Annotated in this window: 26 protein-coding genes and 2 pseudogenes; 17 read left to right on the top strand and 11 right to left on the bottom strand. The window is 70.5% G+C overall.

Features of this window, described 5'->3' with window-relative positions; all coding sequences use genetic code 11:
• Nucleotides 1-42: 42 nt before the first annotated feature.
• From MQN93_RS08860 to MQN93_RS08845, 4 genes are read left to right on the top strand one after another with little or no spacing between them, the layout of a single operon-like run.
• Complete coding sequence (locus MQN93_RS08860) at nt 43-1,002, top strand: metal ABC transporter substrate-binding protein (RefSeq protein ID WP_016435370.1); 960 nt, start codon at nt 43-45, stop codon at nt 1,000-1,002.
• On the top strand, nt 999-1,769 hold the full coding sequence (locus MQN93_RS08855; protein ID WP_242709020.1) for a metal ABC transporter ATP-binding protein: 771 nt from the start codon (nt 999-1,001) through the stop codon (nt 1,767-1,769). The genes MQN93_RS08860 and MQN93_RS08855 overlap by 4 nt, the downstream gene beginning before the upstream one ends.
• Nucleotides 1,769-2,671, top strand: coding sequence for a metal ABC transporter permease (locus tag MQN93_RS08850; protein ID WP_242709019.1), 903 nt, complete (start codon nt 1,769-1,771; stop codon nt 2,669-2,671). The genes MQN93_RS08855 and MQN93_RS08850 overlap by 1 nt, the downstream gene beginning before the upstream one ends.
• 59 nt (nt 2,672-2,730) lie before the next feature.
• Nucleotides 2,731-3,150 (top strand): Fur family transcriptional regulator, encoded by a 420-nt coding sequence (locus tag MQN93_RS08845; RefSeq protein WP_016435367.1) that lies wholly within the window; start codon nt 2,731-2,733, stop codon nt 3,148-3,150.
• Nucleotides 3,151-3,242: 92 nt separating this feature from the next.
• On the opposite strand, the gene MQN93_RS08840 is transcribed toward MQN93_RS08845, so the two are convergent.
• The gene (locus tag MQN93_RS08840; RefSeq protein ID WP_242709018.1) at nt 3,243-4,052 is read right to left on the bottom strand and encodes a helix-turn-helix transcriptional regulator; all 810 of its coding nucleotides are present in this window, start codon (nt 4,050-4,052) and stop codon (nt 3,243-3,245) included.
• Nucleotides 4,053-4,123: 71 nt separating this feature from the next.
• On the opposite strand from MQN93_RS08840, the gene MQN93_RS08835 reads away from it, so the two are divergent.
• On the top strand, nt 4,124-4,837 hold the full coding sequence (locus MQN93_RS08835; RefSeq protein WP_242709017.1) for an SDR family oxidoreductase: 714 nt from the start codon (nt 4,124-4,126) through the stop codon (nt 4,835-4,837).
• Between the two features lie 18 nt (nt 4,838-4,855).
• Here the strand turns inward: MQN93_RS08835 and MQN93_RS44565 are convergent, their stop codons facing one another.
• Entirely contained in the window at nt 4,856-5,368 is a 513-nt protein-coding gene (locus MQN93_RS44565; RefSeq protein WP_278190598.1) for an NAD(P)H-dependent oxidoreductase, read from the bottom strand.
• An 81-nt stretch (nt 5,369-5,449) separates the two neighbouring features.
• Between MQN93_RS44565 and MQN93_RS08820 the strand changes: the two genes are divergently transcribed.
• Complete coding sequence (locus MQN93_RS08820; RefSeq protein WP_242709015.1) at nt 5,450-5,938, top strand: MarR family winged helix-turn-helix transcriptional regulator; 489 nt, start codon at nt 5,450-5,452, stop codon at nt 5,936-5,938.
• A 34-nt stretch (nt 5,939-5,972) separates the two neighbouring features.
• Here MQN93_RS08820 and MQN93_RS08815 read toward each other — a convergent pair whose 3' ends face one another.
• The 4 genes from MQN93_RS08815 to MQN93_RS08800 all read right to left on the bottom strand — a co-directional run bounded on the left by MQN93_RS08815 (nt 5,973) and on the right by MQN93_RS08800 (nt 8,546).
• A complete protein-coding gene (locus tag MQN93_RS08815) occupies nt 5,973-6,818 on the bottom strand; it encodes an isoprenyl transferase (RefSeq protein WP_016435362.1) in 846 nt (281 codons plus the stop codon).
• Nucleotides 6,819-6,897: 79 nt separating this feature from the next.
• Nucleotides 6,898-7,644 carry a DNA repair protein RecO gene (gene recO, locus MQN93_RS08810; RefSeq protein WP_016435361.1) on the bottom strand — a complete coding sequence of 249 codons (747 nt, stop codon included), beginning with the start codon at nt 7,642-7,644 and terminating at the stop codon, nt 6,898-6,900.
• Nucleotides 7,645-7,670: 26 nt separating this feature from the next.
• A complete protein-coding gene (locus MQN93_RS08805) occupies nt 7,671-8,294 on the bottom strand; it encodes a DUF1266 domain-containing protein (protein WP_242709014.1) in 624 nt (207 codons plus the stop codon).
• 36 nt (nt 8,295-8,330) lie between these two features.
• Nucleotides 8,331-8,546 carry a hypothetical protein gene (locus MQN93_RS08800; protein ID WP_016435359.1) on the bottom strand — a complete coding sequence of 72 codons (216 nt, stop codon included), beginning with the start codon at nt 8,544-8,546 and terminating at the stop codon, nt 8,331-8,333.
• Between the two features lie 183 nt (nt 8,547-8,729).
• Here MQN93_RS08800 and MQN93_RS08795 point away from each other — a divergent pair, with 183 nt between their 5' ends.
• From MQN93_RS08795 to MQN93_RS08775, 5 genes and pseudogenes are all read left to right on the top strand, one after another.
• Entirely contained in the window at nt 8,730-9,563 is an 834-nt protein-coding gene (locus MQN93_RS08795; protein ID WP_016435358.1) for a helix-turn-helix domain-containing protein, read from the top strand.
• Entirely contained in the window at nt 9,545-9,823 is a 279-nt protein-coding gene (locus tag MQN93_RS08790) for a DUF397 domain-containing protein (protein WP_242709013.1), read from the top strand. Before MQN93_RS08795 ends, MQN93_RS08790 begins: the two co-directional genes overlap by 19 nt.
• A 212-nt stretch (nt 9,824-10,035) precedes the next feature.
• A pseudogene (locus MQN93_RS08785) lies at nt 10,036-10,848 on the top strand (DUF8746 domain-containing protein); the annotation flags it as partial.
• Between the two features lie 19 nt (nt 10,849-10,867).
• Nucleotides 10,868-11,698, top strand: coding sequence for an ABC transporter permease (locus tag MQN93_RS08780; RefSeq protein ID WP_242709012.1), 831 nt, complete (start codon nt 10,868-10,870; stop codon nt 11,696-11,698).
• A 99-nt stretch (nt 11,699-11,797) separates the two neighbouring features.
• On the top strand, nt 11,798-13,279 hold the full coding sequence (locus MQN93_RS08775) for an alpha/beta hydrolase (RefSeq protein ID WP_242709011.1): 1,482 nt from the start codon (nt 11,798-11,800) through the stop codon (nt 13,277-13,279).
• A 9-nt stretch (nt 13,280-13,288) separates the two neighbouring features.
• On the opposite strand, the gene MQN93_RS08770 is transcribed toward MQN93_RS08775, so the two are convergent.
• The gene (locus MQN93_RS08770; protein WP_242709010.1) at nt 13,289-14,401 is read right to left on the bottom strand and encodes a glycoside hydrolase family 113 protein; all 1,113 of its coding nucleotides are present in this window, start codon (nt 14,399-14,401) and stop codon (nt 13,289-13,291) included.
• Nucleotides 14,402-14,540: 139 nt separating this feature from the next.
• Between MQN93_RS08770 and bla the strand changes: the two genes are divergently transcribed.
• Complete coding sequence (bla, locus tag MQN93_RS08765) at nt 14,541-15,422, top strand: class A beta-lactamase (protein WP_242709397.1); 882 nt, start codon at nt 14,541-14,543, stop codon at nt 15,420-15,422.
• A 10-nt stretch (nt 15,423-15,432) separates the two neighbouring features.
• Here the strand turns inward: bla and MQN93_RS08760 are convergent, their stop codons facing one another.
• The 3 genes and pseudogenes from MQN93_RS08760 to MQN93_RS08755 all read right to left on the bottom strand — a co-directional run bounded on the left by MQN93_RS08760 (nt 15,433) and on the right by MQN93_RS08755 (nt 16,775).
• On the bottom strand, nt 15,433-15,861 hold the full coding sequence (locus tag MQN93_RS08760; protein ID WP_242709009.1) for a protein-tyrosine phosphatase family protein: 429 nt from the start codon (nt 15,859-15,861) through the stop codon (nt 15,433-15,435).
• Nucleotides 15,862-15,914: 53 nt separating this feature from the next.
• Nucleotides 15,915-16,018: pseudogene (locus MQN93_RS44540) on the bottom strand (protein phosphatase); the annotation flags it as partial.
• A gap of 28 nt (nt 16,019-16,046) precedes the next feature.
• On the bottom strand, nt 16,047-16,775 hold the full coding sequence (locus MQN93_RS08755; protein WP_242709008.1) for a FadR/GntR family transcriptional regulator: 729 nt from the start codon (nt 16,773-16,775) through the stop codon (nt 16,047-16,049).
• Between the two features lie 207 nt (nt 16,776-16,982).
• Here MQN93_RS08755 and MQN93_RS08750 point away from each other — a divergent pair, with 207 nt between their 5' ends.
• The 5 genes from MQN93_RS08750 to MQN93_RS08730 are packed head-to-tail and all read left to right on the top strand — an operon-like array spanning nt 16,983 to nt 23,564.
• Nucleotides 16,983-18,581 carry an ABC transporter substrate-binding protein gene (locus MQN93_RS08750; RefSeq protein WP_016435349.1) on the top strand — a complete coding sequence of 533 codons (1,599 nt, stop codon included), beginning with the start codon at nt 16,983-16,985 and terminating at the stop codon, nt 18,579-18,581.
• Between the two features lie 39 nt (nt 18,582-18,620).
• The gene (locus tag MQN93_RS08745; protein WP_242709007.1) at nt 18,621-19,583 is read left to right on the top strand and encodes an ABC transporter permease; all 963 of its coding nucleotides are present in this window, start codon (nt 18,621-18,623) and stop codon (nt 19,581-19,583) included.
• On the top strand, nt 19,580-21,625 hold the full coding sequence (locus MQN93_RS08740; protein ID WP_242709006.1) for a dipeptide/oligopeptide/nickel ABC transporter permease/ATP-binding protein: 2,046 nt from the start codon (nt 19,580-19,582) through the stop codon (nt 21,623-21,625). The genes MQN93_RS08745 and MQN93_RS08740 overlap by 4 nt, the downstream gene beginning before the upstream one ends.
• Nucleotides 21,622-22,641 (top strand): oligopeptide/dipeptide ABC transporter ATP-binding protein, encoded by a 1,020-nt coding sequence (locus MQN93_RS08735; RefSeq protein ID WP_242709005.1) that lies wholly within the window; start codon nt 21,622-21,624, stop codon nt 22,639-22,641. Before MQN93_RS08740 ends, MQN93_RS08735 begins: the two co-directional genes overlap by 4 nt.
• Entirely contained in the window at nt 22,638-23,564 is a 927-nt protein-coding gene (locus MQN93_RS08730; protein WP_242709004.1) for a dihydrodipicolinate synthase family protein, read from the top strand. The genes MQN93_RS08735 and MQN93_RS08730 overlap by 4 nt, the downstream gene beginning before the upstream one ends.
• A gap of 29 nt (nt 23,565-23,593) precedes the next feature.
• Here the strand turns inward: MQN93_RS08730 and MQN93_RS08725 are convergent, their stop codons facing one another.
• The gene (locus tag MQN93_RS08725) at nt 23,594-24,778 is read right to left on the bottom strand and encodes a sialidase family protein (protein WP_242709003.1); all 1,185 of its coding nucleotides are present in this window, start codon (nt 24,776-24,778) and stop codon (nt 23,594-23,596) included.
• Nucleotide 24,779 lies beyond the last annotated feature (1 nt).

Raw genomic sequence — 24,779 nt, 5'->3', positions numbered from 1 at the left:
GCTTGTTGACAACGGTTTCCATGTTTGTTGAAAATGACTGTCATGAACGTACGACGACACCTCATACCCGCGGTGGCGACCGCGGCCGTCACGGCCCTCGGTCTGGCCACCCTCTCCGCCTGCTCCACCGACAGCGCCGCCGCGGGCGACACCGGCAAGTTCGACGTCGTCGCGTCGTTCTACCCGATGGCCTTCCTCGCCGAGCGGATCGGCGGCAGCCACGTCCATGTCACCAGCCTGACCCAGCCCGGCCAGGAGCCCCACGACCTGGAGATCAGCGCCAAGCAGACCGCGCAGCTCCAGGAGTCGGACGCGGTGCTCTACCTCAAGAACCTCCAGCCCTCCGTCGACGACGCGGTCGCCCAGTCCGAGGTCAGGACCAAGATCGACGCCGCCTCCCTCACATCGCTGGAGAAGCACGGCAACGAGGTCGGCGGTCACGCCGCCTCCCACGACCACTCCGAGAACGAGGAGCTCTCCGGCCTCGACCCCCACATCTGGCTGGACCCGGTGCGCTACGCCGAGGTCGCCGAGGGCGTCGGCAAGGCCTTCGAGAAGGCGGACCCGGACCACGCGGCCGACTACAGGAAGAACACCGCGGCCCTCGTGAAGAAGCTCGACGCGCTGAACACGCAGTTCAAGGACGGACTGGCGCACACCAGGTCCAAGGTCTTCCTCACCACGCACGCCGCCTTCGGCTATCTCGCCGAGCGCTACGGCCTGACCGAGGAGGCCATCAACGGCCTCGACCCCGAGTCCGAGCCGAGCGGGGCCCGCGTCAAGGCCCTCGAGGAGATGGCCAGGGCCGACGGCGTCACCACCGTGTTCTACGAGACGCTCGTCAGCGACAAGACCGCCAAGACCATCGCCTCCGACACGGGACTGAAGACGGACGTCCTCGATCCGATCGAGGGCATCACCGACAAGTCCCGCGGCAAGGACTACTTCTCGGTCCAGGAGGCCAACCTCAAGGCGCTGCAGCAGGCGTTGGGGGCCTCATGACCGGGGACGGAACGACCGGCGAAGCCGTCGTCTCGCTGCGCGGCGTACGCGCCGACCTGGGCTCGCGCCCCGTCCTGCGCGGCATCGACCTCACCGTTCACCGCGGTGAGGTGGTCGCGCTGCTCGGCGCCAACGGCTCCGGCAAGTCCACCGCGATCCGCACGATCATCGGCCAGGTGCCGGTGAGCGCCGGTGAGGTCGAGCTGTTCGGCACCCCCCGCGGCCGGTTCCGCGACTGGGCACGGGTCGGCTACGTGCCGCAGCGCACCACCGCCGCGGGCGGCGTCCCGGCCACCGTCACCGAGATCGTCTCGTCCGGCCGGCTGTCGCGGGCGCGCTTCGGGGTGCTGCGCAAGGCGGACCACGCGGCCGTGCGCCGGGCCCTGGAGCTGGTCGGGATGGCGGACCGCGCCAAGGACTCGGTGAACGCCCTCTCCGGCGGCCAGCACCAGCGCGTACTGATCGCCCGCGCGCTCGCCGCCGAACCCGAACTGCTGATCATGGACGAGCCGATGGCGGGCGTGGACCTGGCCAGCCAGGAGGTGCTCGCGCGGACCCTGCGCGAACAGGTCGCCTCCGGCGCCACGGTGCTGCTCGTCCTGCATGAACTGGGGCCGCTGGAGCCCCTGATCGACCGCGCGGTGGTGCTCCGCGACGGCTGCGTCCTGCACGACGGCCCACCGCCGAAGGCCCTGGGGCAGCATGCCCTCCCCGGCCACGACCACGTACACCCGCATGCTCCGACCCGCACGGGACTGCTGAGCTGATGGACATCCTCGACTACGCCTTCATGCAGCGGGCCCTGCTCGCCGCCGTCCTCGTCGGCATCACCGCCCCGGCGATCGGCATCTACCTCGTGCAGCGCCGCCAGGCCCTCATGGGCGACGGAATCGGCCATGTCGCGATGACGGGTGTCGGCCTCGGCTTCCTGCTCTCCGCGTCCCCGGTGTGGATGGCGACGGCCGTCTCCGTGCTCGGCGCGATCCTCATGGAGCTGATCCGCTGGTACGGCCGCACCCGCGGAGACATCGCACTGGCCATGCTCTTCTACGGCGGTATGGCGGGCGGCGTCATGTTCATCAACCTCGCGCCGGGCGGCTCCAACGCCAACCTGACCTCGTACCTCTTCGGCTCGCTGTCGACGGTGTCGGAGTCGGACGTGACCGCGATCTGTCTGCTGGCCGGATTCGTCGTGCTGGTCACCCTCGGTCTGCGCCGGCAGCTGTTCGCGGTCAGCCAGGACGAGGAGTTCGCGCGGGTCACCGGGCTGCCGGTGCGCGCCCTGAACCTGCTCACCGCGGTCACGGCGGCGGTGACGGTCACGGTCGCGATGCGCGTGGTGGGGCTGCTGCTGGTGAGCGCGCTGATGGTGGTGCCCGTGGCGGCGGCCCAGCAGCTCAGCCGCAGTTTCGCGGCCACCTTCGCGATCGCGGTGGCGATCGGGGTGACGGTGACCATCGGCGGCACGGTCACCTCCTACTACGAGGACGTGCCGCCCGGCGCGACGATCGTGCTGCTGACCATCGGCGCCTTCATGGTGCTCACCGCGCTGGCGACCCCGCTGGCCCGCCGCCGCGCCCGTACGGCCGCCGCGGCGCGGCCCGCCCCGGACCCGGCCGAGTGCGCGATTCCGGCCGCCCGGGCCGCGGACGGGAAGGTCGGCGTCTGACCGTGCACAGCCCCGGCTGGCACAATGTCCGGGCAGACGCAGATGTGAGGAGGCAACCGGTGACGACCGCTGGACCGCCCGTGAAGGGCCGTGCGACCCGGCAGCGGGCAGCCGTGGCGGCGGCCCTGGACGAGGTCGAGGAGTTCCGCAGCGCGCAGGAGCTCCACGACATGCTGAAGCACAAGGGCGACTCGGTCGGACTGACCACCGTCTACCGCACGCTGCAGAACCTCGCCGACGCGGGGGAAGTGGATGTGCTGCGCACGTCCGACGGGGAGTCGGTGTACCGGCGCTGCTCCACCGGGGAGCACCACCACCATCTTGTCTGCCGGGTCTGCGGCAAGGCTGTTGAGGTGGAGGGGCCTGCTGTGGAGAAGTGGGCGGAGGCCATCGCTGCGGAGCACGGGTACGTCAATGTCGCGCATACGGTTGAGATCTTCGGGACGTGTGCGGAGTGCTCGGAGTGTTCTGCGGGGTAGCCGCTGTTCGCCGTGAGGGTGCGGTTCGTTGCGGACTGACTGTTCGTTGTGACTTGTCGCGCAGTTCCCCGCGCCCCTGAGGGCGTTGCAGCTCAGGCTCTGGTCAGGGTGCTGAGGGCACTTCTTGTGGTGGTTCCGGGGGTGGCCGTGATCAGGACGACCTCCTGGTCGTCCTCGGGGACGAGTAGGACGTCGCAGTTCAGGCGCAGTGCGCCGGCCTTGGGATGGTTCAGGGTCTTGGTGCGGTGTCCGGGGGCGTGGACCGGGCGCGTCTCCCAGATCTGGCGGAACTCCGCGCTGTTGGCGTGGAGTTCCGCCAGCAGCGCGGCCAGCTTGGGGTCGTGCGGGTAGCGGTCCGCGGCTCGGCGTAGCCGCGCCACCACGATGTGCCCGAACTCCTCGGCGCTGGAGCTTTCGTACATCCGCCCCTGGTTCAGGAAGCGGCGTCGGGCCAGGTTCGTCGTCCCGCCGCCAGGGTCGGCGCCGAGCAGTGCCCGGGCCAGGGGGTTCCAGGCGACGACGTCGTACGCCGCGTCAGTGACGATGGCACCGGTCTCCGGCAGCCGCTCCAGCATCCGGGCCACATGCGGGCGCACCCGCCGCTCGACGCTGATGCCGGGCGGCGCGCTCGAACCCGCCAGGCGGAACAGATGGCTGCGCTCGGCCGGCGTGAGCCGCAGCGCACGGGCCAGCGCGTCCAGGATCCGGGGCGAGGGCCGCGGCCCCCGGGCCTGCTCCAGCCGCGTGTAGTAGTCGACCGACATGTGGGCGAGCTCCGCCACCTCTTCGCGGCGCAGACCCGGTGTGCGGCGGTCGGTACCCGTCGCCGCCAGGCCGATCTCGTGCGGACGCAGGGCCGCCCGGCGCTCCCTCAGGTAGTGGGCCAGCTCCTGCCGCGCCATGTCGCCTCCTCCCGCTGCCTGGTACAGGCTGTCCCTGGCAGGGCACCCACGACCGGGGAAGTGTGGGGGCCATGAACGAACGCACAGCTCTGGTCACCGGTGCCAACAAGGGCATCGGAAAGGATATCGCCCGGCTGCTCGCCGCCGAGGGGTTCACCGTGTACGTGGGCTCCCGTGACCCCGGGCGCGGGCAGCGAGCCGTCGAGGAGATCGGCGCAGGGGCCCGTCTGCTGGTCCTCGATGTGACGGATCCCGACGGCATCGCACAGGCCGCGGCTCAGGTGGACCGCTTGGACGTGCTGGTCAACAACGCCGGCATCTCGCCGTCGCTCGCCCAGCCGACCGACACCGGCGTCGAGGAGTACCGGCGCACATACGAGACCAATGTGTTCGGGGTAGTGGCGGTCACCAATGCCTTCCTGCCCGCCCTGCGCCGAGCCCCGCACCCGCGCATCGTCAACATCTCCAGTGGCACGGCGTCGCTGACCTGGAGCACCACCCCCAACCCCCAGTTCACCCCGACGAGCGGCGCTGCCGCCTACCGGTCGTCCAAGGCCGCCCTCAACGCCCTCACCGTCCTCTACGCCCAGGCGCTGGCCGATGACGGCTTCAAGGTCAACGCGCTCGCCCCCGGCCTGCGGGCCACCGATCTCAACCCCCGGGCCGCCGCTGCCGGAGGCGACCCGGCCGAGGCCGCGCAGGGTGCCCTCCGCCTGGCCCTGCTGCCGGACGACAGCCCCACCGGTGGCTTCTTCTCCTGGGACGGAACGCCCGTGCCCTGGTGATCGGTCACGAACTTGGCCTCATGCGGCCGTGGGCGTCTGTGTCCTGCCCTGGCGCACCCCGCGCAGGGCGCCGGACCAGGCGATCAGCTGGTCGAGCATGGTGTCCACGGCGGTGTCGAGGCCCTCCTGGGGGACGAAGGTGCCGGTGTGGAACGAGGGGTGTGTCGAGATGGTGGGCTGGGCGCGGACCGTGGCCACCTGGAGTTCGGCGAGGACGAGTCGCAGCGCCTCGGCGGCCCGTGCCCCGGCGGCCCAGCCGCCGTAGCTGATGATCCCGGCGGCCTTGTCGTTCCACTCGCGGTAGACGTAGTCCAGGGCGTTCTTCAGGGCTCCGGGGTAGGAGTGGTTGTACTCGGGGACGAGGAAGACGTAGCCGTCGAAGCTGTCGATGAGTGCGGCCCAGGCGCGGGTGTGGTCGTGCCGGTACTGCTGGAAGTTCGGGTTGCCGGGCTCGTCGAGGTTGCCGAGGTCGTGGTCGGCGAGGTCGATGAGTTCGTAGTCGGCTCCGCCGTGGGCGCGGGCGGCCTGCAGCGCCCAGGCGGCGATCTGGTCGCCGCGGCGGCCGGCAGGAGTTGAAGTGACAACTCTGCTGGTCGCGGTATCCTCGGCGACATGACGGAGACTCGATCGCTGGAACCCGAGGAGTGGGAGTTCTGGGATACCTGGATGCGCGCGCAGCGTCTGCTCACCAGAGAGCTGGAGCGTGGTCTACAGCGTGACTGCGACATCTCGAAGGCCGAGTTCAGCCTGCTGGTGACGCTGTGGCAGGCCGGCGGCCGCGAGATGCGTGTCGGCGAGCTCTCCGAGTCGCTCGACTGGGACAAGAGCCGCGTCTCACATCAGCTGACGCGTATGGAAAGACGCGGCTTCGTCAAGCGCACCCAGTACGGGGCCGATGGTCGCCGCGCGGGGGTCGGGCTGACCGCCGAGGGCCGCCGCGCCGCCCGGAGCGCCATCCTCGTGCACGGCGACAACGTCCGCCGCCACTTCCTCGACCCACTGACCCCGGAGCAGACATCAGTCATCCGAGCATGGAGCAAGCAAACAGTCGCCCGCCTGGAGCCCCACCACAACGAGGCCGCCGCCGACGACGCGTCCTAGACGGGCGTCCCACACGGCCTGTCTGCGCGAGCTCCTAGCCCTGGTCTCCTCGCATCTCCCGCTCCATTTCCAGGAGTTGTTCGTTCGGGACTGCGCCGCCGAAGCGGCGGTCTCGGGAGGCGAATTCGACGCAGGCGCGCCAGAGGTCGCGGCGGTCGAAGTCGGGCCAGAGGACGTCCTGGAAGACCATCTCGGCGTAAGCGCTCTGCCAGAGCAGGAAGTTGGAGGTGCGCTGCTCGCCGCTCGGGCGCAGGAACAGGTCCACGTCGGGCATGTCCTGGTAGTACATGTACTTCGCGAGGGTCTTCTCGCTGATCTTCGACGGGTCGAGCCGGCCCGCCTTCACGTCCTCCGCGAGCGCTTGCGCGGCGTCCGCGATCTCCGCACGCCCGCCGTAGTTCATGCAGAAGTACAGCGTCAGCAGGTCGTTGTCCTTGGTCTGCTCCTGGGCGACCTGGAGTTCCTTGGCGACCGACTTCCACAGCCTGGGCATACGGCCCACCCAGCGCACCCGGATGCCCAGTTCGTCGAGGGTGTCGCGGGTCTTGCGGATGAAGTCGCGGTTGAAGTTCATCAGGAAGCGGACCTCTTCGGGCGAGCGCTTCCAGTTCTCGGTGGAGAAGGCGTACAGCGAGATGTTGCCCACGCCCATCTCGATGGCCCCCTGCAGCACGTCCAGGACGCGCTCCGCGCCGACCTTGTGGCCCTCGGTGCGCGGCAGGCCGCGCTCCTTGGCCCAGCGGCCGTTCCCGTCCATGACGATCGCCACGTGGCTCGGGACCAGTTCGCCCGGCAGCTTCGGCGCGCGAGCGCCCGACGGGTGCGGCTCCGGCGCCTTGTACTCCCTGCGCCGGCGTCCCAGGATGCCGCGTACAGCCATGTGCTTCTCGTCTCCTTAGACGGCGTACTTCTCTACGATCGGCTTGCTTCTCTGCGGACCGCTGCTTCTCTGCGGACCGCTACTTCTCTACGTAACGCAGCGAACGCAAGCCGCGTTCCAGATGCCAGTGCAGATACGCGGACACCAGCCCGCTCCCCTCCCTGACATACCGCGGCTCGCACGCGTCCGCGGTCTCCCAGTCTCCCGTAAGCAGTGCGGCGAGGAGTTCCAGGGTCTGCGGCGAGGGTACGACGCTGCCGGCCACCCGGCAGTCGACGCAGACGGAGCCGCCGGAGGCGACCGAGAAGAACCGGTTCGGACCGGGCATACCGCACTTCACGCAATCGCTGAAGCTGGGGGCGTAGCCGTTGACGGCTAGGGAGCGCAGCAGGAAGGCGTCGAGGACGAGGTGCGGGGCGTGCTCGCCGCGGGCCAGCGTCCGCAGGGCGCCCACGAGCAGCAGATACTGCTGCACGGCCGGTTCGCCCTCGTGGTCGGTGAACCGCTCGGCGGTCTCCAGCATGGCGGTGCCCGCGGTGTAGCGGGCGTAGTCGGCGACGATGCCGCCGCCGTAGGGAGCGATGGTCTCGCTCTGGGTGCACAGGGGCAGGCCGCGGCCGACGAGCTCGCTGCCGCGCGCGAAGAACTGCACGTCGACATGGGAGAAGGGTTCGAGGCGGGCGCCGAACTTCGACTTGGTCCGCCGCACCCCACGCGCCACGGCCCGCACCCGCCCGTGCCCGCGCGTGAGGAGCGTGATGATCCGGTCCGCTTCGCCCAGCTTCTGGGTGCGCAGGACGATGCCGTCGTCGCGGAACAGACTCATGCAGCCATTGTCTCGTATGGCCGAAGTCAGCGGGCGCGGTCGGGGTGACTGATGGTGTCCCAGGGGGCGAGGTTCCAGGGGCTGGCGCGGTTCGCGGGGTCCAGGAGTGCGCTCAGATGCGCGTCGGCGGCGGACTGCGGGGCCGGGAACGTCTCGTCCCGGCCGCCGCCCAGGCCGTCCTGCCACACCTTGCGGCCGAGCAGGTAGTGGTCGGCGTACTCCTGCCAGGAGGCGTACGTCCGCACCACCGACGGCACGATGTTCTTCAGCGCCGTCCACGCCTCGGCCTCGGTGATCATCCCGCACCCGAAGCCGAGCCGGGCGATGTCGACGTACAGGGCGGCGTCCCAGGCGAGCGGCGCGACGCCGAGGACCTGCTGGGCGCGCGCCCGGTAGCCGCTGCGGGAGAGTTCGTCGAGCCGGTCGACCAGCACCTGCCGTGAGCCGATCTCCCACTGCTCCGCCAGCCAGCTGCGCGCGCTGTCGTCGTCGATCCGCCGGAACGGGTACAGCGTGGTGCGCGAGGCGTTGCGGTCACGGCTGACCGGTGCGCTCAGCGAGACCATCCACAGCTCGTGCAGGGTGAGGGGGGCGGGGTAGCGCCGCTCGGCCCGGGGTTTTCTCCATCTCCGTATGCTCGGCAACCTCATGCGCCCGCACCCTACTCAAGGGGTTCCGGTCCCGCGTCAAGGCACCTCGCCCCGGCTGCGCGCGTTCGCGTACGCGGTGGCCGCGCTGAGCCGCTCGGCGGTGGTCGCTCCGCGTACGGCGCCGGGGTCGGCGTCCCACTCCCTGCCGCCGCCGTACGGTCTCAGTTGTACGTACGGGCCTTCGTGCCCCATGACGATTCCCACCTTTCCTGTGCGCGTGTCCACGACATGAGTACCGATGGGGGGTTTCATTTCCTCTCCTTAACGACCGTAACGAAAACGACCCATAATTCAGGGGCCGGGTTCGTTTGCGCCCCCAGCGTGCTCCCCTTTCTTTTTGGGTTTCACGCTTTTCCTCTCCACCGTGAACCGTTCCGGCTACGCTCGGCAGGAGTCTGTGCTCTACAAGTGCGGTGCAGCTCAAGGGGGTTGGTCATGGCCAATGGTTCACGTCAGGCGGCGTGGGAGTTCTTCGGCACGGAGCTGAAACGACAGCGCGAGGACGCGGGGCTGACCCAGGCGGAGTTGGGGGCGCGGGTCTTCGTGTCCGGCGCGTATATCGGGCAGTTCGAGCAGGCAATTCGAAAACCCCAGCTCGATATCGCGTCCCGCATCGACGGGATCCTGCAAACCGACGGTATTTTCGAGCGGTTGTGCAGGAAGCTGATTGACGATCCTCGGTATGCGGATTACTTCGCGAAGGCGGCGGAGCTGGAACGGCTGGCGGTGCAAGTCTGCGACTTCGCCCCTGCGCTGGTGCCCGGCCTCTTGCAGACGGCGGCGTACACACGAGCGGTCACCTTGGCGATGAACCCCTTCGCGCCGGACGAGTACATCGACGACAAGGTGTCGGGCCGACTGGAGCGGCAGCGCATCCTCAAAGGCGCGACGCGGCCTGTGTATTGGGTGGTCCTACACGAGCATGTGCTCCGTATCCCTGTCGGCGGGGCAGCGGTGATGGCCGAACAGCTGGAGCACGTAGCAGCGCTCACGCGTGAGCGGGCGGTGGTGGTGCAAGTGTTGCCGTACGAGGCCGGTGCGTACGCGGTCATGAACGGGACGCTGCGCCTCATGGAGTTCGAGGACGCCCCACCAACGGCCTATACAGAAGCCGTGTATTCGGGATCGCTGCTGGACGATCCGGCTGTGGTGAAGCGGGCACAGTCGGCATACGATCTGATCAGGGCCGCCGCGCTGGCGCCGGAGGCGTCCCTGACGATGATCGAGTCGGCGGCGGAGGACTTCAGACGATGCGCGAGTACGACCTGAGCAACGCGAGCTGGCGCAAGAGCACGTACAGCGACGGCAACGGCGGCGAGTGCGTCGAGGTCGCGTACGACTTTCCCGGCGCCGCCCGCTGGCGCAAGAGCACCTACAGCGACGGCAACGGCGGCAACTGCGTCGAGGTCGCCGAAGGCATCCCCGGTGTCGTCCCCGTCCGGGACAGCAAGGTCACGCACGGGCCCGTCCTGGTCGTCGGCGCGGCCGCCTGGGCGAAGTTCATTGACTTCACCTCGGCGCGCGCGTAGCCGCCGAGCGTCGGGCACGCGCCTCGGCAAGCAGTCGCCGAGCCCCCTCCAAAAACGCGCCCCGGCCGCCCGCCAGTTCCTCGGCGCGCTCACGATGCCCACCACCCGACCACTTCGTGTACCCGCTCACTTCCCCAACTCCTTCTTCCGATCGACCAGGTAGTCCGCATAACGACGCTCGGCAAGCGGCATCACCGTGACACCGACACCAACCCCGCCTCATAAGCAAGACGACGACCCTGCGCATGCTGCTGGGGCTCGTCGAGCCGAGCGGCGGCACCGCCACCGTCGACGGCCGCCCCTTTCGCGCACGTCCGCGCGGCCTGCGGCACGTCGGGGCCCTCCTCGACGCGCACGACGTGCACGGCGGGCGCAGCGCGCGGGCCCATCTGCACGCCCTGGCCCGCAGCAACCGCATCCCGGCCGGACGCGTGGACGAGGTGCTCGCCGAGGTCGGGCTGACCGCTTCCGCCGCCCGCCGCCGGATCGGCACCTTCTCCCTCGGCATGAAGCAGCGGCTCGGCATCGCGGCCGCGCTGCTCGGCAGCCCCCCGGTGCTGATGTTCGACGAGCCGCTCAACGGGCTTGACCCGGAGGGTGTGTTGTGGGTGCGGGAGCTGTTCCGGCGCCTGGCGCGCGAGGGCCGTACGGTCTTCGTCTCCAGCCATCTGATGTCCGAGATGGAGCACACGGCCGACGAGTTGGTCGTGATCGGCCGCGGCGAACTCATCGCCGCCGAAAGCCTCGAAGAGTTCGCCTCGCGCGGGACGGCGCCGACCGTGACGGTGCGCTCGCCGGACGCGGGCCGGCTGGCCGCCGTACTGACGGCCGAGGGCGCGGTGGTGACCCCGCACGACGAGGAGACGCTGCGGGTGCGCGGCGCGAGTGCGGCCCGCGTCGGCGAGCTCGCCCACGAACACCGCGTCCTGCTCCGCGAGTTGACCACGCAGTCGGCCTCGCTGGAGACGGCCTTCATGGAACTGACCGCCGACAGCGTCGAGTACGCGGCGGGAGAGACCCGATGACCACCGCAGGAGAGACCCGATGACCACCCTCGCCGTCCCGGCCGCCCGCTTCACCGACCTGCTGGCCTCCGAGTGGATCAAACTCCGCTCCCTGCGCTCCACTTACTGGGCGCTCGGCTCGTGTGCCCTGGCCCTGATCGCCTTCAACGCGAACGCGGCCCGCGCCGACTACGCCAACTACCCGCACTACAACGCGCTGATCCGCCGCGAGTTCGTCCACTGGGCGCTGCGCGACGCCTTCACCGTGGGCGCCGCGATGATGATGATCCTGGCGACCGCGGGCATCGGCGCGATCACGGTCGTCGGCGAGTACGGGACGGGCCAGATCCGTACGACGTTCACCGCCGTGCCCGACCGGCGGGCGCTGATGAGCGCCAAGGTGCTCGTGGTGACGGCGGTGATGACGGTCTACGGCGCGGTCGTCGCGGGCGCCTCCTATGCCGCCTCCCAGGCCATCCTGGACGGCCGTGGCCTGGGCGTGCCGATCGGTCACCCGGGCGCGTGGCGCGTGGTCGTGGCGTCGGCGCTGCTCGCGCCGGTGAGCGCCCTGGTCGGCATGGGCATGGGTGCGCTGATCCGGCACAGCGCGACCACGATGATCCTGACCACCCTCGTCCTGCTGCTTCTGCCCGCCTTCGTCACGGACCGCTACCACTGGACGGCCTGCGTCCGCAACGCGCTCCCGTACAACGCCTGGGTGCGGCTCGTCGACACCGGCTACGGCGACCATCCCTTCACCCTGACGCCCAGGTTCCCGACCACGGTCACCGGCGGGTGGGTCGTGTTCGCGGTGTGGGCGGGGGTCGCGGCCATTCTGACGGTGGTGGTCGTGGACCGGCGGGACGTGTGACGTATGACCAGCCCTGCCGCAGTGCGGGGGTAAACCCCCCTGTCGACAGGGCTGTCGACCGGATGGGAGACGGGGGCCGGGTCCGGGAGGCTCGTAGGCATGAAGGAGATCACGAAGAGCGCCGCCCTGATCGCAGCCGCCTCCGGCATCGTCTTCGGTGTACTGACACCTCTGAGCGCGTCCGCGGCCGACGCGTCCTCCGCCCTGAACTGGGGCGCCTGCGACGGCGCCGGACTCGACCCGCGCCAGGAGTGCGCGACGCTGAAGGTCCCGATGGACTACGCCCGCCCCGACGGATCGACCATCGACCTCGCCCTGTCCCGGATCCCCGCCGAGAAGCCGTCCGCCCGCCGGGGCGCGCTGCTGCTCATCCCGGGAGGACCCGGCGGGTCGAGCCTCGACGACCCCTCCGGCAAGGGGCAGAAGCTGCCGCAGGCGGTACGCAACACCTACGACCTGATCGGATACGCACCGCGCGGCAACGCTCCCTCAACGACCACCAGTTGTGGGCTCGAACACCGTGACCTCGCCCTGACCGCCTCGCGGCCGTGGCCCGCGCCCGACGGGTCCATCGACGGGAACCTGGCCACCGCCCGGCGCATGGCGAGCGCCTGCGCCCGCAACGGCGGTGAGCTGATGCGGCACATCAGCACCGTCGACAACGCCCGCGACGTCGACAGCATCCGGGCCGCCCTCGGCGAGCGGAAACTGTCCGCGTGGGGCGTCTCGTACGGGACGTACGTCGGAGCGGTCTACGCCCAGCTCTTCCCCGGGCGCACCGACCGCATCGTGCTCGACAGCAACGACAACCCCGACCCCGTCAACCCGGAGCGCGCTTGGGTGAAAATCACCGAGGTGGGCGTCGAGGACAACTTCCCCGAGTTCGCCAAGTGGGCCTCCACGCCCGGCAATCCGTACCGCCTGGCCGACACGGCCGCCGAGGTGCGCCCGCTCTTCCTCCGGCTCGCCGCCCGCCTGGACCGCGAGCCGATCCCCTGGCCCGGCGCCAACCCCGAGGAGCTGAACGGCAATGTGCTGCGCCAGTCCATGCTCAACAGCCTCTACGACCCCGACGACTACCCGGCGCTCGCCCAGCTGATCCTCGCCGCGCAGCACGGCACGCCCCTGCCCGCGCCGCAGACGCTACCGGACAGCGTGGCGCAGGCCATGACCGCGGTCGGCGCCGCCACCATCTGCAACGACGCCGCCTGGCCACGCTCGACTGCCGTGTACGAAAAGGGAGTTGCGAAGAGCCGCGCCAAGTACCCTCTCACCGCCGGCATGCCCCGCAACGCCCTGATGTGCGCCGCCTGGCCGTGGCAGCCGAAGCAGCCGCCGGTGCGGATCACCGACCGGGGCCCCTCCAACATCCTCCTCGTCCAGAACGAACGCGACGTCGCGACCCCGCTGAGCGGCGCCCTGAAAATGCGCGAGGCCCTCGGCCGCCGGACCGTCATGGTGACCAACGACTCCACCGGCCACGACGCCTACCTCGACAACGGCACCGCGTGCGGCGACGCGACGGCCTCCCGCTTCCTGGCCACCGGTGAACGGCCGCGGCGGGACGTGTACTGCCGCTAGCAGTCCCGTCTACCGCTGCTGAGCGCACCCGCCGTACTGCCGGGCCAATGCGTAAAACGCCTCCTTCGGTTCCCAGTGCCAGCTCGAACGCGGGTCGTCGGGGCGGTCCTTGATGGCCTTTGTGATGCTGTAGCTCGCCATGTCGAGGTCCTTCTTCGGGTTGTCGGGGCGATGCGGGGCGTCCGGGGTGACGAACTCGAACGCCATCGCCGCGTACAGGCCCATCGACTCGAAGACCCGTACCAGGTCGGTGAGATGGACGGCCTGCGTGTGCTCGCTGCGCACCAGGTCGCCCTTGATCTCGCCCTTGTCGTAGTCGATGACGTTCCAGCCCATGCCGCCCGCCTGGGGTGCGCCCTCGTAGGTGCAGGTGCCGAACTCGGTGATGGCGAGCGGCTTGCCCCAGCGCCGGTACTGCGTCAACTCCCGTACGTAGTCGGCGTGGTGGCGGAAGTACGAGTAGTAGTCGATGCCGACGATGTCGAAGAGCCGCCAGTCGACCGTGTCGTCCTGGGCGGCGGCGTAGCTGAGGTTTCCGTGGAAGACGGACCGGCCGAGCGCCGCCGCCTTCGCGGTGACACGGTCGAGCTCACGCTGCATCCGCACGGGGTCGACATTGCCCTTGAGCAGGTTCTCCACCCGTTCCATGACCGTCTCGCCCGGCACGATCCCGGGCACGAACAGCCAGAACTCGCAGCCCACGCTGAAGTCGACGCTCGCGCCCTGGCGCCGCAGCCGCTCCGCGTACCGGCCGCACTCGGCCATGTGCTCCAGGATGTCCCGCTCCGGCGCGTCCGCGAGGGTCGGCTGCAGCCAGACGTGCAGCCCGCGCTCGGCAGCCTCGGCTGCCGTGGTGGTGAGGCGTTCGACGCCGTCACCGGTCACGTCGACGGTGTCGGCGTGCAGACGGTCCCTGATGGCGCCGATGTCCCGGCGCATCCGGGCGGCGCTCCACGCGGTCCCCGGTGTCTCGCCCGCGCCGACGGTGTAGACGACACCGCGGTGCCGCAGGCCGCCACCGGACGCCGCCGCCGGACGGGACGGAAGCACCGTCGCCGCGACCGAGAGCGCCGCCGCTCCCGCGAGGAAGTGCGCCCGGCTGATCCCCCTGGTCTTCTCCATGCCGTTCACTGTGCCGAGCACGGGCCCGGTCCGCCGTCCCCCGATGGTCTACGGCCGCGCAACCAAGGAATGACGTACGGCGTCGATCAAGGGAAAGAGGACCGAAGACCGCCTTCCGCCATCGACGAAGGAGAACACGATCACAGGCCGACGCACCCTGCTCACCGCAGGCACCGCCACCGTCGCCGCGCTCCTCGCGAGCGCGCCCGCCCGTGCCACGCCCGCCCATGCCACCACCGGCCCGCTGCGCGACCTGGAGCGGCGGCACGACGCCCGGCTCGGCGTCTTCGCGCACAACCTGCGTACGCGCAGAACCGTCGCCCACCGGGCCGACGAGCGCTTCCCCATGTGCTCGACCTTCAAGACCCTCGCCGCCGCGGCCGTACTGCGCGACCTGGACCGGCACGGCGAGGTCCTCGCCCGCCGGATCCACTACACGCGGGACGACCTGGTGGACGGCGCCCCCATCACGGGGAAGGAGGAGAACCTGGCCCACGGCATGACGGTCGCCGAACTCTGCGACGCCGCCATCCGCTACAGCGACAACTCGGCCGGCAACTTCCTGCTGCGCCTGCTCGGCGGCCCCACCGCCATCACCCGCTTCGCGCGCTCCCTCGGCGACCGCGTGACCCGCCTCGACCGCTGGGAGCCGGAACTCAACTCGGCCGAACCGGGCCGCCGTACGGACACCACGAGCCCCCGCGCGATCGGCGGCAGCTACGCCCGACTGGTCCTCGGCTGCGCCCTGAACGCCCCGGACCGCGCCCGGCTCACCCACTGGCTGCTGACCAACACCACCGGCGACCACCGCATCCGCGCGGGCCTGCCCGCCAGTTGGACGGTCGGCGACAAGACGGGCTCCGGCTCCTACGGCACCACCAACGACGTGGCCGTCGCCTGGACGGACGACGGTGATCCGGTCGTCGTGGCGGTGCTGTCGACGAAGCGGGACCAGGACGCGGCCTGGGACGGCGCGCTGCTGTCCGGAGCCGCGGCGATCGTGGCCGAAACGCTGCGCTAGCTGTCACCCACTAGAACCGCCGCACATACCGCTTCTGCCACGGCGTTTCCACCGCCCGCCGGTCGTAGTGGCTGCGCACGAAGTCCACCGCCTCCTCGGCGGGCACGCCGTCCAGGACGGCCAGGCAGGCCAGCGCGGTCCCGGTACGCCCGCGCCCGCCGCCGCAGGCGATCTCCACCCGCTCGCCCGCGGCCCGCTCCCAGGCCTCGGTCAGCGCGGCGCGGGCCTCCGCGCGGTCGGCGGGAAGCCGGAAGTCCGGCCAGCGGATCCACCGGAACTCCCAGGTAACGGGCGGGGGTTGACGACCGAGGAGATAGAGGGCGTACGAGGGCGTCGGCGCCGACCCGTCGAGCGGGCGCCGCAGCCCGCGCCCCCGCACCAGCCGCCCGGAGGGCAGCCGCAGCACACCGGGGTCCGCGGGGTTCCAAGGGTCCGTCATCGCCCCAGCGTACGGGCCCCGGCGCCCCGAAAGTGGTACGTCATCGGGGCGTGGGGCGCCGGCCCGTCAAGCGGGCGCCGCACTCCTGCCCCCGCACCAGCCGCCCGGAGGGCAGCCGCAGTACGCCGGGGTCCGCGGGGTTCCAGGGGTCCGTCATCGTGGGTCCGCGAAGTTCCGGAGGTCTGTCATCGCCCCAGCGTACGGGCCTCGATGCCGCGGAAGTGGTGTGTCATCGCGTGCTCGGCCCGTTCGGCGTCACCGGCCCGCAGGGCGGTCACGATGTCGCGGTGGCGGCCGACGGTCAGTTCCGGCTCGGGGTCGTCGGTCCAGCCGCGAGCCCCTGCCACCCGGCGGAAGACGGTCCAGAAGGCGCCGAGGAGCTGGGGCACGAGCGCGTTGCCGAGGGAGGCGTAGAGCAACTCGTGGAACTCGCGGTCGAGTTCGGGGAAGGGGCGGCCCGCCCGGACCGCCGCCTCCATCCGTACGACGACCGCTTCCAGCGCGTCCAGCTCCGCGTCGGAGACCGACCCGGCGATGCGCCGGATCAGCCCCTCCTCCAGCACTTCGCGCACCTGGAGGATCTCCGCGAGCGCGCCGGTGTCGTCGTCGTGCGAGGCGAGCGTGCGGAAGGTGAGCCCGTCGATCAGGGGGGACAACGACGCCTGGCCGACGTAGGTGCCGTAGCCGTGTCTGATCTCCACGATGTCGAGGGCCTGGAGGGCCTTCAGCGCCTCGCGCACGGAGTTGCGGCTGACGCCGAGGTCCTCCATCAGCTCGGCCTCGGTGGGCAGCGGCGCGCCCGGCCGGAGCCTGCGGTCGAGGATCAGCTGCACGACCTCCCGCCGCAGCCGGCTGTTCCCGGACTCCGCGCTCCTGTGGTTCCTGGGCTCCCTGTTCCTGGGGTCCGCGGCCATGCGCCGCATCGTACGCGCACCGGACGTCCCACGTCCCATGTCCGGCACTGACGTGCACCAACTCCCGCCAAGTCTCTTCGCCATTGGTGCAACCTCTGGCAGCTGCGCCATTCGTGTGCGGCCTCTTGACCACCCTCCGGGCCCCTCCTATGGTCGCGGCTGACGCAGGACGTAGGACGTCGTATCTCCTCACTCGCTGGAGGCACCGTGCATCGCCGGACCTTCCTGAAGTACACCGGCGCGATGGGTGCGGCCACCGCCGTCTCCGCGTCGCTGTCGGCCTGTTCCTCGGGGCCCCAGTCCACCAATGACACCGGCGGCGGGGGCGGCAAGGACCGCACGCTCACCGCGGTCATCGGCTACGGCAACGACGGGACGTGGGACCCGACCCAGACCGCGTCCGCCTTCTGCATGGCGGGCAACAACCACATCTACGAGGGTCTGCTCGACACCGACCCGATCTCCCGCAAGCCGTACGCCGCGCTCGCCACCGAACTGCCGAAGGACCTCAACTCCACGTCCTGGAAGTTCACGCTGCGGGCGGGCGCGAAGTTCCACGACGGCAAGCCCGTCACCGCCGACGACGTGGTGTTCGTCTTCGACCGCATCCTCGACCCGAAGACCCAGACCCTCGCCAAGGGCTTCTTCGAGAGCTGGCTGAAGGAAGTCCGCAAGATCGACGCGCAGAACGTCGAGCTGGTGCTCAAGTTCCCCTTCCCGGACGGCGCCGCACGGCTCACCCTCGCGAAGATCATGCCGAAGCACGTCTTCTCCAAGCCCGGCGCCTGGGAGGACGCGATCAAGGGCCTCGCGGTCGGCTCGGGGCCGTACCGGCAGAGCGCGCACCACCCCAAGTCGAACACGACCTTCGAGGCGTTCGCCGACTACAACGGCCCGCGCCCGCCCGCCTTCAAGAAGATGAACTGGCTGACGATCGTGGACGCCGCGCCCCGCGTCGCCAAGATCTCCGGCTCCAGCGCGGGCGCGCAGATCGCCGACAACATCCCGTACGCCAACATCAAGCAACTGCAGAGCGGCGGCCTCACGGTCGAGGGCGGCGCCGGCATGAACAACCTGTTCCTGATGTTCAACACCAAGCACAAGCCCTTCGACGACGTACGGGTGCGGCAGGCGCTGCACTACGCCATCGACACCGAGAAGATGGTGCAGGTCGCGCTGAAGGGCCACGGCAAGCCGTCGTCGTCGTTCCTGAACGAGTCCAACCCCACCTACCGGCGGGCGAAGACGGTCTACGACTACGACCCCGAGAAGGCGAAGGCGCTGCTGAAGGCGGCCGGGGTCAGCGGGCTGAAGATCGAGATCCTGGCTGTGAACGTGAGCTGGATCGTCGACTGCCTGCCGACCATCAAGGCCTCCTGGGACGCGATCGGCGTCAAGACGACCCTCGCCCCGCAGGAGACCACGGCCGTCTTCACCAAGATGGACCAGAAGCAGGACTACCAGGTCGTCGCCGCCGCCTCGAACCCCAACCAGTTCGGCCTCGACGCCGACCTGATCATGCACTACAACTACGGGCCCACCAACCTGTGGATGCAGTACACGCGGTGGGCGGACAACTCGGTGGCCAAGCAGCTCTTCAAGGACATGGACCGGGCCACCCAGGAGCCCGACGCGGACAAGAAGAAGACGATGATCCAGGACTACATCGACACCGTCGCCGAGCAGGCGGTGCTCTACCCGGTCGTCCACAACGAGCTGATGACCGCCTGGAACGCCAAACAGCTCACCGGCATAAGGGCGCAGCCCTACCCCGGCATCAACGTCCTCCAGGCCAAGTGGGTCTAGGGGCAGCCAAGTGGGCCTAGAGGCAAGGGAGTCCGCTTCGTGATCGCCGTCGTCAGGATCCTGCTCCGCCGTATCGCCCTGCTCGTACCGCTGATGCTCGGCATCGTGCTGTTCGTGTTCCTCGTGATGCGCTTCTCGGACGTCGACCCGGCGTCCGCGTTCTTCCAGGGCGCGAACCCCACCCCGCAGCAACTGCACGACTTCCGCGAGCAGAACGGCTTGCTGGATCCGCTGCCCGTGCGCTACGTCGACTTCGTCGGCGACCTGCTCCACGGCGACATGGGCACCAGTGCGCTGACCCGCGCCCCCGTGCTCGACCAGGTCACCACCGCGCTGCCGCTGACCCTTCAACTCACCTTCATGGGACTGGCCATCGCGGTGGTGCTGGCGCTGCTCGGCGGGGTGACGGCGGCGATCTACCGCGACCGGCTGCCCGACCAGGTCATCCGGGTCGTCTCGCTGACCGGTGTGGCCGCCCCCGGCTTCTGGCTGGCGCTGCTGATGATCCAGTACCTGGCCGTCGACCTGGGCTGGTTCCCGACCGGCGGCTACATCAACCCGGGCGACTCCTTCACCGGCTGGCTGAGGACGATGACCCTGCCGGCCCTCGCGCTCTCACTGCCCGTCGCGGCCCAACTCACCCGCATCGTACGGACGTCGGTGGTGGAGGAGCTCGACAAGGACTACGTCCGCACGGCGATCGGCAGCGGGCTGCCGCCGCACGTCGTCGTGGGGCGCAACGTCCTGCGCAACGCCCTGATCAACCCGCTGACCGTGCTGGGCCTGCGCGTCGGGTATCTGCTCGGCGGCGCGGTCGTCATCGAGACGATCTTCTCGCTGCCCGGCATGGGCAAGCTGATGATCGACGCCGTGAAGAACGGCGACCCGGCCGTGGTCCAGGGAGTCGTGCTCACCACGGCGACCGGCTTCGTCGTGGTCAACCTCGTCATCGACGTCCTGTATCTGCTGGTCAACCCGAAACTGAGGGATGCGGCCGCATGAGCACGCTGTTCACGCGCAAGAGCCTGACCGAGGCACTGTCCCGGCCCGGCATCCGCCTGCGCGGCTGGCGCAAGCTGCCGCCGCTGTCGAAGGTGGCCGTCTGCTTCCTGGGCCTCGTGGTCCTGGTGGCCCTGTGCGCGCCCCTGCTCGCGCCGCACGACCCGCTCGACCAGCAGGCGCCCGTCGACGGGTCCGGGCACCCTTCGGCCGATCACTGGATGGGCCAGGACAGCCTGGGCCGGGACATCCTCAGCCGGCTGATGTACGGCGCCCGTTGGTCGCTCGCGATCGGCCTCGGTGCGACGGCCCTCGCGCTGGCCGTGGGGGCGCTGATCGGAGCGATCGCGGCCACCTCGCGCAAAGCGCTCGACGAGACGCTGATGCGCTGCCTGGACGTGGTGATGGCGTTCCCCGGCATCGCCCTCGCGGCCGTCCTGGTCGCCGTGTTCGGCGGCGGGATCACCGTGCTGATCTGCGCGATCGCGTTCCTGTTCATGCCACCCATGGCGCGGGTGGTGCGGGCGAACATCCTCGACCAGTACGGCGAGGACTACGTGACCGCGGAACGGGTCATCGGCGCCCGCACCCCGCACATCGTGCTGCGGCACGTCGCCATCAACTGCGCCGCCCCGATCCTGGTGTTCTGCACCGTGCAGGTCGCCGAGGCCATCGTCTTCGAGGCGTCGCTGTCCTTCATCGGCGCGGGGGTGCGTCCTCCGGACCCGTCGTGGGGGAGTGTCATCGCCGACGGCAAGGACATGGTGCTGACGGGGGGTTGGTGGGCGACCGTCTTTCCGGGGCTGCTGATTCTGGTGACCGTGCTGTCGCTGAACATCCTGTCGGAAGGGGTGTCGGATGCCTGGGCGGCGCCTTCCGCGCGGGAGGTGTCCACTCGGGACGAGGCCGACCGGTTGGAGGCGCCGGAGCCCGGGAGCGGGGAGGTTCTTCAGCTGCCGGACCTTGCGGCGGCTGCGCAGCGGTTGCGGGATCGGCGCGCCCAAGAAGGTGGGGGTGTGCGTCGTCGGGCGGGTGCTGCTTCGTCCGGGCCGAGCGCGCAGTTCCCCGCGCCCCTTCAGGGGGCTGCTGTGCTGGCTGTTGAGAATCTTGCCGTTGGTTTTGAGGGGCGGCATGAGGGTGTGGACATTGTTGACGGGATTTCTTTCGAGGTGGGGGCCGGTGAAGTTCTCGGGCTGGTCGGGGAGTCGGGGTGCGGTAAGTCGTTGACCGCCTTGTCGGTCATGGGGTTGGAGCCGAAGGGGGCGCGGGTTCGGGGGCAGGTGCGGTTCGGGCAGCGGGAGTTGCTGGCTGAGCCGATGCGGGTGCGGCGGCGGCTGCTCGGCCATGAGATGGCGATGATCTACCAGGACGCGCTGTCCTCCCTGAACCCGGCGATGAGCATCCGCGCCCAGCTGAAGCAGGTCGTACGGCGCGGTGGCCGGCGCAGCCCCGCCGAACTGCTCACCATGGTCGGCCTCGACCCCGACCGCACCCTGCGCAGCTTCCCGCACGAGCTGTCCGGCGGCCAGCGCCAGCGGGTGCTGATCGCCATGGCGCTGTCCCGCGACCCGAAGCTGATCATCGCCGACGAGCCGACGACGGCCCTGGACGTGACGGTGCAGGCCCAGGTGATCGAGCTGCTGCTGCGCCTGCGCGAGGAGTTGGGCTTCGCCCTGATCCTGGTCTCGCACGACCTGGCGCTGGTCGCGGACGTCACCGACCGGGTGGTGGTGATGTACGGCGGGCAGATCGTGGAGACCGGCGTGACCGCCGACCTGGTGGAGGCACCGGCCCACCACTACACCCGTGGACTGCTCGGCAGTGTGCTGTCGCTGGAGTCGGCGGCCGAGCGGATGACGCAGATCAAGGGCGTCGTGCCCTCCCCCGCGAACTTCCCTGCGGGCTGCCGCTTCGCCGACCGCTGTCCGCTGGCGACCGACATCTGCCGTACGACCCCACCCGACCTGCTGGGCACGCCGACGCACACCGCGGCCTGCCACCATCCCGCGGTCGAGCTCATGACGTCGTCGGAGGCCGTGAAGTGAACGCGATCGTGGAGCTGTCCGACGCGCATGTCGTGCACAAGGCGCGCAGCGGCGGCCTGTTCACCCGGGACAGGGTGTACGCCCTGACGGGCGCCGACCTCTCCGTGGCGCCCGGCGAGACGGTCGGCGTGGTCGGCGAGTCCGGGTGCGGCAAGTCGACGCTGGCGAAGGTGCTGGTGGGCGTGGTGCGGCCGACGTCGGGCACGGTGTCCTTCCAGGGCCGCGACCTGTGGTCGATGCCGGCCGCCGAGCGCCGGGCCGCCGTCGGCGGCAGCACCGGCATGATCTTCCAGGACCCGTCGACGGCCCTGAACCGCCGGCTGCCCGTACGCCAGATCCTGCGGGACCCGCTGGACGTGCACGACCGCGGCACGAAACAGCAACGCGAGGACCGCGTACGGGAGTTGATGTCGCTGGTGGGGCTGCCCCGGGCCCTCGCGGACGCCCTGCCGGGCCAGCTGTCGGGCGGTCAGCGACAGCGCGTGGCGATCGCCCGGGCGCTGGCGCTCGACCCCGGTCTGGTGGTGGCAGACGAACCCACCAGCGCGCTGGACGTGTCGGTGCGCGCGCAGATCCTGAACCTGCTGCTGGACCTGAAGGAACGCCTGGGTCTGGCGCTGGTCTTCGTCTCGCACGACATCCAGACGGTCCGGCGGATGAGCGACCGCGTGATCACCATGTACCTCGGACGGATCGTCGAGGAGTCCCCCGCCGCCGAGGTCACCGAGCGCGCCCGGCACCCGTACACCCGCGCCCTGTTCTCGGCGACCCCCGGACTGCTCCACCCGATCGACCCGATCCCGCTGACCGGCCCGGTGCCGTCGGCGACCCGTCCGCCCAGCGGCTGCCCGTTCCGCACCCGCTGCTGGAAGGCGGACGAGCGGTGCGCGGCGGACATGCCGGACTTCTCGGTCGCGTCGAGCGCCGACCACCGTTTCCGCTGTCACCATCCTGTGCAGGAGGACGAGTCGACCCGCGACCTCGTGCGCCAGAGCCATCCCACGGAGCCCTCATGACCTTTCCCGCCCCGCTGACCGGTGTCGTCCCGCCCGTCTGCACACCCCTGACACCGGACCGCGAGGTGGACGTCCCCTCCCTGCTCAGGCTGGTCGACCATCTGCTGGACGGCGGGGTGGACGCACTGTTCGTGCTGGGGTCCTCGTCCGAGGCGGCGTATCTGCGCGACGTGCAGCGGCGGCTCGTGGTGGAGGCGGTGACCGGCCATGTGGGCGGTCAGGTGCCGGTGCTGGCCGGGGCGATCGACATGGCGACGCCGAGGGTGCTGGACCATGTGGCGGCGGTGACGGCGGCGGGGGCGGACGCGGTGGTGGTCACGGCGCCCTTCTACGCCCGCACCCACCCCGCCGAGATCGCCCGCCACTTCCAACTGGTCGCGGCCGCCTCGACGGTGCCGGTGATCGCGTACGACATCCCGGTCGCCGTGCACACCAAGCTCCCGGTGGACGTCGTGCTCGACCTGGCGGCCGACGAAGTGCTGGCCGGTCTGAAGGACTCCAGCGGCGACCTGGCCGCCTTCCGCGCGGTCGTCACCGGTGCGCGCGGAATCCCCGGCTTCAGCGTCCTGACCGGCTCGGAGCTGCTCGTCGACGCGGCGCTCGCGCTGGGCGCCGACGGCTCGGTGCCCGGCCTCGCCAACGTCGACCCGCACGGCTACGTCCGCCTGGACCGGCTGTGCCGCGCCGGTGACTGGGAGCGGGCCCGCGACGAACAGGACCGGCTGTGCGCCCTGTTCGGACTGGTCGGTGTCGGCGACCCGGCCCGCATGGGCGGCGGCTCCTCGGCCCTCGGCGCCTTCAAGGCGGCCCTGCACCTGCGTGGCGTCATCGACTGCCCGGCGACAGCGGAGCCCCAGGTGCCGCTGTCGCCGGAGGAGGTGGAGCAGGTCGGCAAGTTCCTCGCCGGGGCGGGGCTGCTCTAGCGGTCGTCCAGAGGTTGCCCAGAGGCCGCCTAGAGGTCGTCGACCGCGAGTCGGCGGAACTCGATCGTGTCGTACGTCCCGGTCGTGCCCGTCTCGTACAGGATCCCGGCCGTGCGGTGGTCGACCTGCACCAGGTCCGAGTAGGCGGCGGGCTGCTCGGAGAGCGTCAGGGCCTTGGTGAAGGTCCGGCCGCCGTCCGTGCTGTGCCAGATCGCCATCGCCCGGCGGGCGGTCGGCACGGACGGGCCGGAGAACAGCAACGGCGCGTCCATGCCCCGCAGTTGGAGGACGCTGCCCTCGACCACCGGGACGTCGTCGAGCGTGGGCTGCACCGCGTAGGGGCGGTCGAGGCTCCCGCCGCCGTCACCGGAGTAGGAGTCGAGACGGTTGCCGACGCTGCTGCCGTTCTGGTCGCGGGAGCTGAAGTAGAGGCGCCCGTCGGGCAGTTGGGCCGCCGTGGACTCGTTGGAGTTGTTCACCCCGTCGTAGGAGTCGTCGACGAAGCCCAGCTGCCAGGTGCGGCCGCCGTCGTCGCTGTACAGGGCGTGCGCGCCGTAGTACTTGGCCTCCTGGCCGGTGTCGGAGGAACCGGCCGGCGGGGCCGCGGAGTGGTTGGCGGGAACGACCAGCCGACCCGCGTGCCGTCCGCGGGTCAGCGCGACCGCGTGGCCAGGACCCGTCGCGTACCACCGCCAATCGGTCGGCTTCACCTGGTCCGTGATGTCCCGCACGGGCGTGAAGTGCCGCCCGTCGTCCGTGCTGCGCTGCACGAAGACCCGTCTGCTCTCCTCGCGCGTGACCTCGCCGCGCATGATCTGCGCCTCGGTGACGGCACCGCTGTTGTAGGAGGTGACGAGGACCACGGCGCCGGTGCGCGGGTCGACGAGGGGCGCCGGGTTGCCCCGTGTGTTCCCGTCGCCCGCGGCCACCACCTGCAGCGGGTCCCAGGTGCAGCCGCCGTCGTGGGAGCGGCGCAGCACGACGTCGATGTCGCCGGTGTCACCGGCGCTGTTGTGACGGCCCTCGGCGAAGGCGAGGACCGTGCCCCGGCCGGTGGTGACCGCCGCGGGGATGCGGAAGGTGTCGTAGCCGTCCTGTCCCGCCGTGTACGGCAGTGACGAGGAGCAGCCGGTGGCGGCGGAGGCCGGCGTGAGGGCTGTGAGCGGTGTGAGGAGCACGATGGCGGCGAGGAAGGTGCGGCTCAGAAAGGTCACC

It is taken from the genome of Streptomyces spinosisporus, from assembly GCF_022698145.1.
In the GTDB taxonomy this organism is placed as follows: Bacteria; Actinomycetota; Actinomycetes; order Streptomycetales; family Streptomycetaceae; genus Streptomyces; species Streptomyces spinosisporus.
This window is presented reverse-complemented; position numbering and strand designations above follow the sequence as displayed.

What these genes read in the sequence shown, in the direction of transcription:
- MQN93_RS08860 (WP_016435370.1), top strand. Translation starts at nt 43, where the DNA reads ATGAACGTACGACGACACCTCATACCCGCGGTGGCGACCGCGGCCGTC.
- MQN93_RS08855 (WP_242709020.1), top strand. Translation starts at nt 999, where the DNA reads ATGACCGGGGACGGAACGACCGGCGAAGCCGTCGTCTCGCTGCGCGGC.
- MQN93_RS08850 (WP_242709019.1), top strand. Translation starts at nt 1,769, where the DNA reads ATGGACATCCTCGACTACGCCTTCATGCAGCGGGCCCTGCTCGCCGCC.
- MQN93_RS08840 (WP_242709018.1), bottom strand. Translation starts at nt 4,052, where the DNA reads ATGGCGCGGCAGGAGCTGGCCCACTACCTGAGGGAGCGCCGGGCGGCC.
- MQN93_RS08835 (WP_242709017.1), top strand. Translation starts at nt 4,124, where the DNA reads ATGAACGAACGCACAGCTCTGGTCACCGGTGCCAACAAGGGCATCGGA.
- MQN93_RS08820 (WP_242709015.1), top strand. Translation starts at nt 5,450, where the DNA reads ATGACGGAGACTCGATCGCTGGAACCCGAGGAGTGGGAGTTCTGGGAT.
- MQN93_RS08815 (WP_016435362.1), bottom strand. Translation starts at nt 6,818, where the DNA reads ATGGCTGTACGCGGCATCCTGGGACGCCGGCGCAGGGAGTACAAGGCG.
- recO (WP_016435361.1), bottom strand. Translation starts at nt 7,644, where the DNA reads ATGAGTCTGTTCCGCGACGACGGCATCGTCCTGCGCACCCAGAAGCTG.
- MQN93_RS08805 (WP_242709014.1), bottom strand. Translation starts at nt 8,294, where the DNA reads ATGAGGTTGCCGAGCATACGGAGATGGAGAAAACCCCGGGCCGAGCGG.
- MQN93_RS08800 (WP_016435359.1), bottom strand. Translation starts at nt 8,546, where the DNA reads ATGAAACCCCCCATCGGTACTCATGTCGTGGACACGCGCACAGGAAAG.
- MQN93_RS08795 (WP_016435358.1), top strand. Translation starts at nt 8,730, where the DNA reads ATGGCCAATGGTTCACGTCAGGCGGCGTGGGAGTTCTTCGGCACGGAG.
- MQN93_RS08790 (WP_242709013.1), top strand. Translation starts at nt 9,545, where the DNA reads ATGCGCGAGTACGACCTGAGCAACGCGAGCTGGCGCAAGAGCACGTAC.
- MQN93_RS08780 (WP_242709012.1), top strand. Translation starts at nt 10,868, where the DNA reads ATGACCACCCTCGCCGTCCCGGCCGCCCGCTTCACCGACCTGCTGGCC.
- MQN93_RS08775 (WP_242709011.1), top strand. Translation starts at nt 11,798, where the DNA reads ATGAAGGAGATCACGAAGAGCGCCGCCCTGATCGCAGCCGCCTCCGGC.
- MQN93_RS08770 (WP_242709010.1), bottom strand. Translation starts at nt 14,401, where the DNA reads ATGGAGAAGACCAGGGGGATCAGCCGGGCGCACTTCCTCGCGGGAGCG.
- MQN93_RS08760 (WP_242709009.1), bottom strand. Translation starts at nt 15,861, where the DNA reads ATGACGGACCCTTGGAACCCCGCGGACCCCGGTGTGCTGCGGCTGCCC.
- MQN93_RS08755 (WP_242709008.1), bottom strand. Translation starts at nt 16,775, where the DNA reads ATGGCCGCGGACCCCAGGAACAGGGAGCCCAGGAACCACAGGAGCGCG.
- MQN93_RS08740 (WP_242709006.1), top strand. Translation starts at nt 19,580, where the DNA reads ATGAGCACGCTGTTCACGCGCAAGAGCCTGACCGAGGCACTGTCCCGG.
- MQN93_RS08730 (WP_242709004.1), top strand. Translation starts at nt 22,638, where the DNA reads ATGACCTTTCCCGCCCCGCTGACCGGTGTCGTCCCGCCCGTCTGCACA.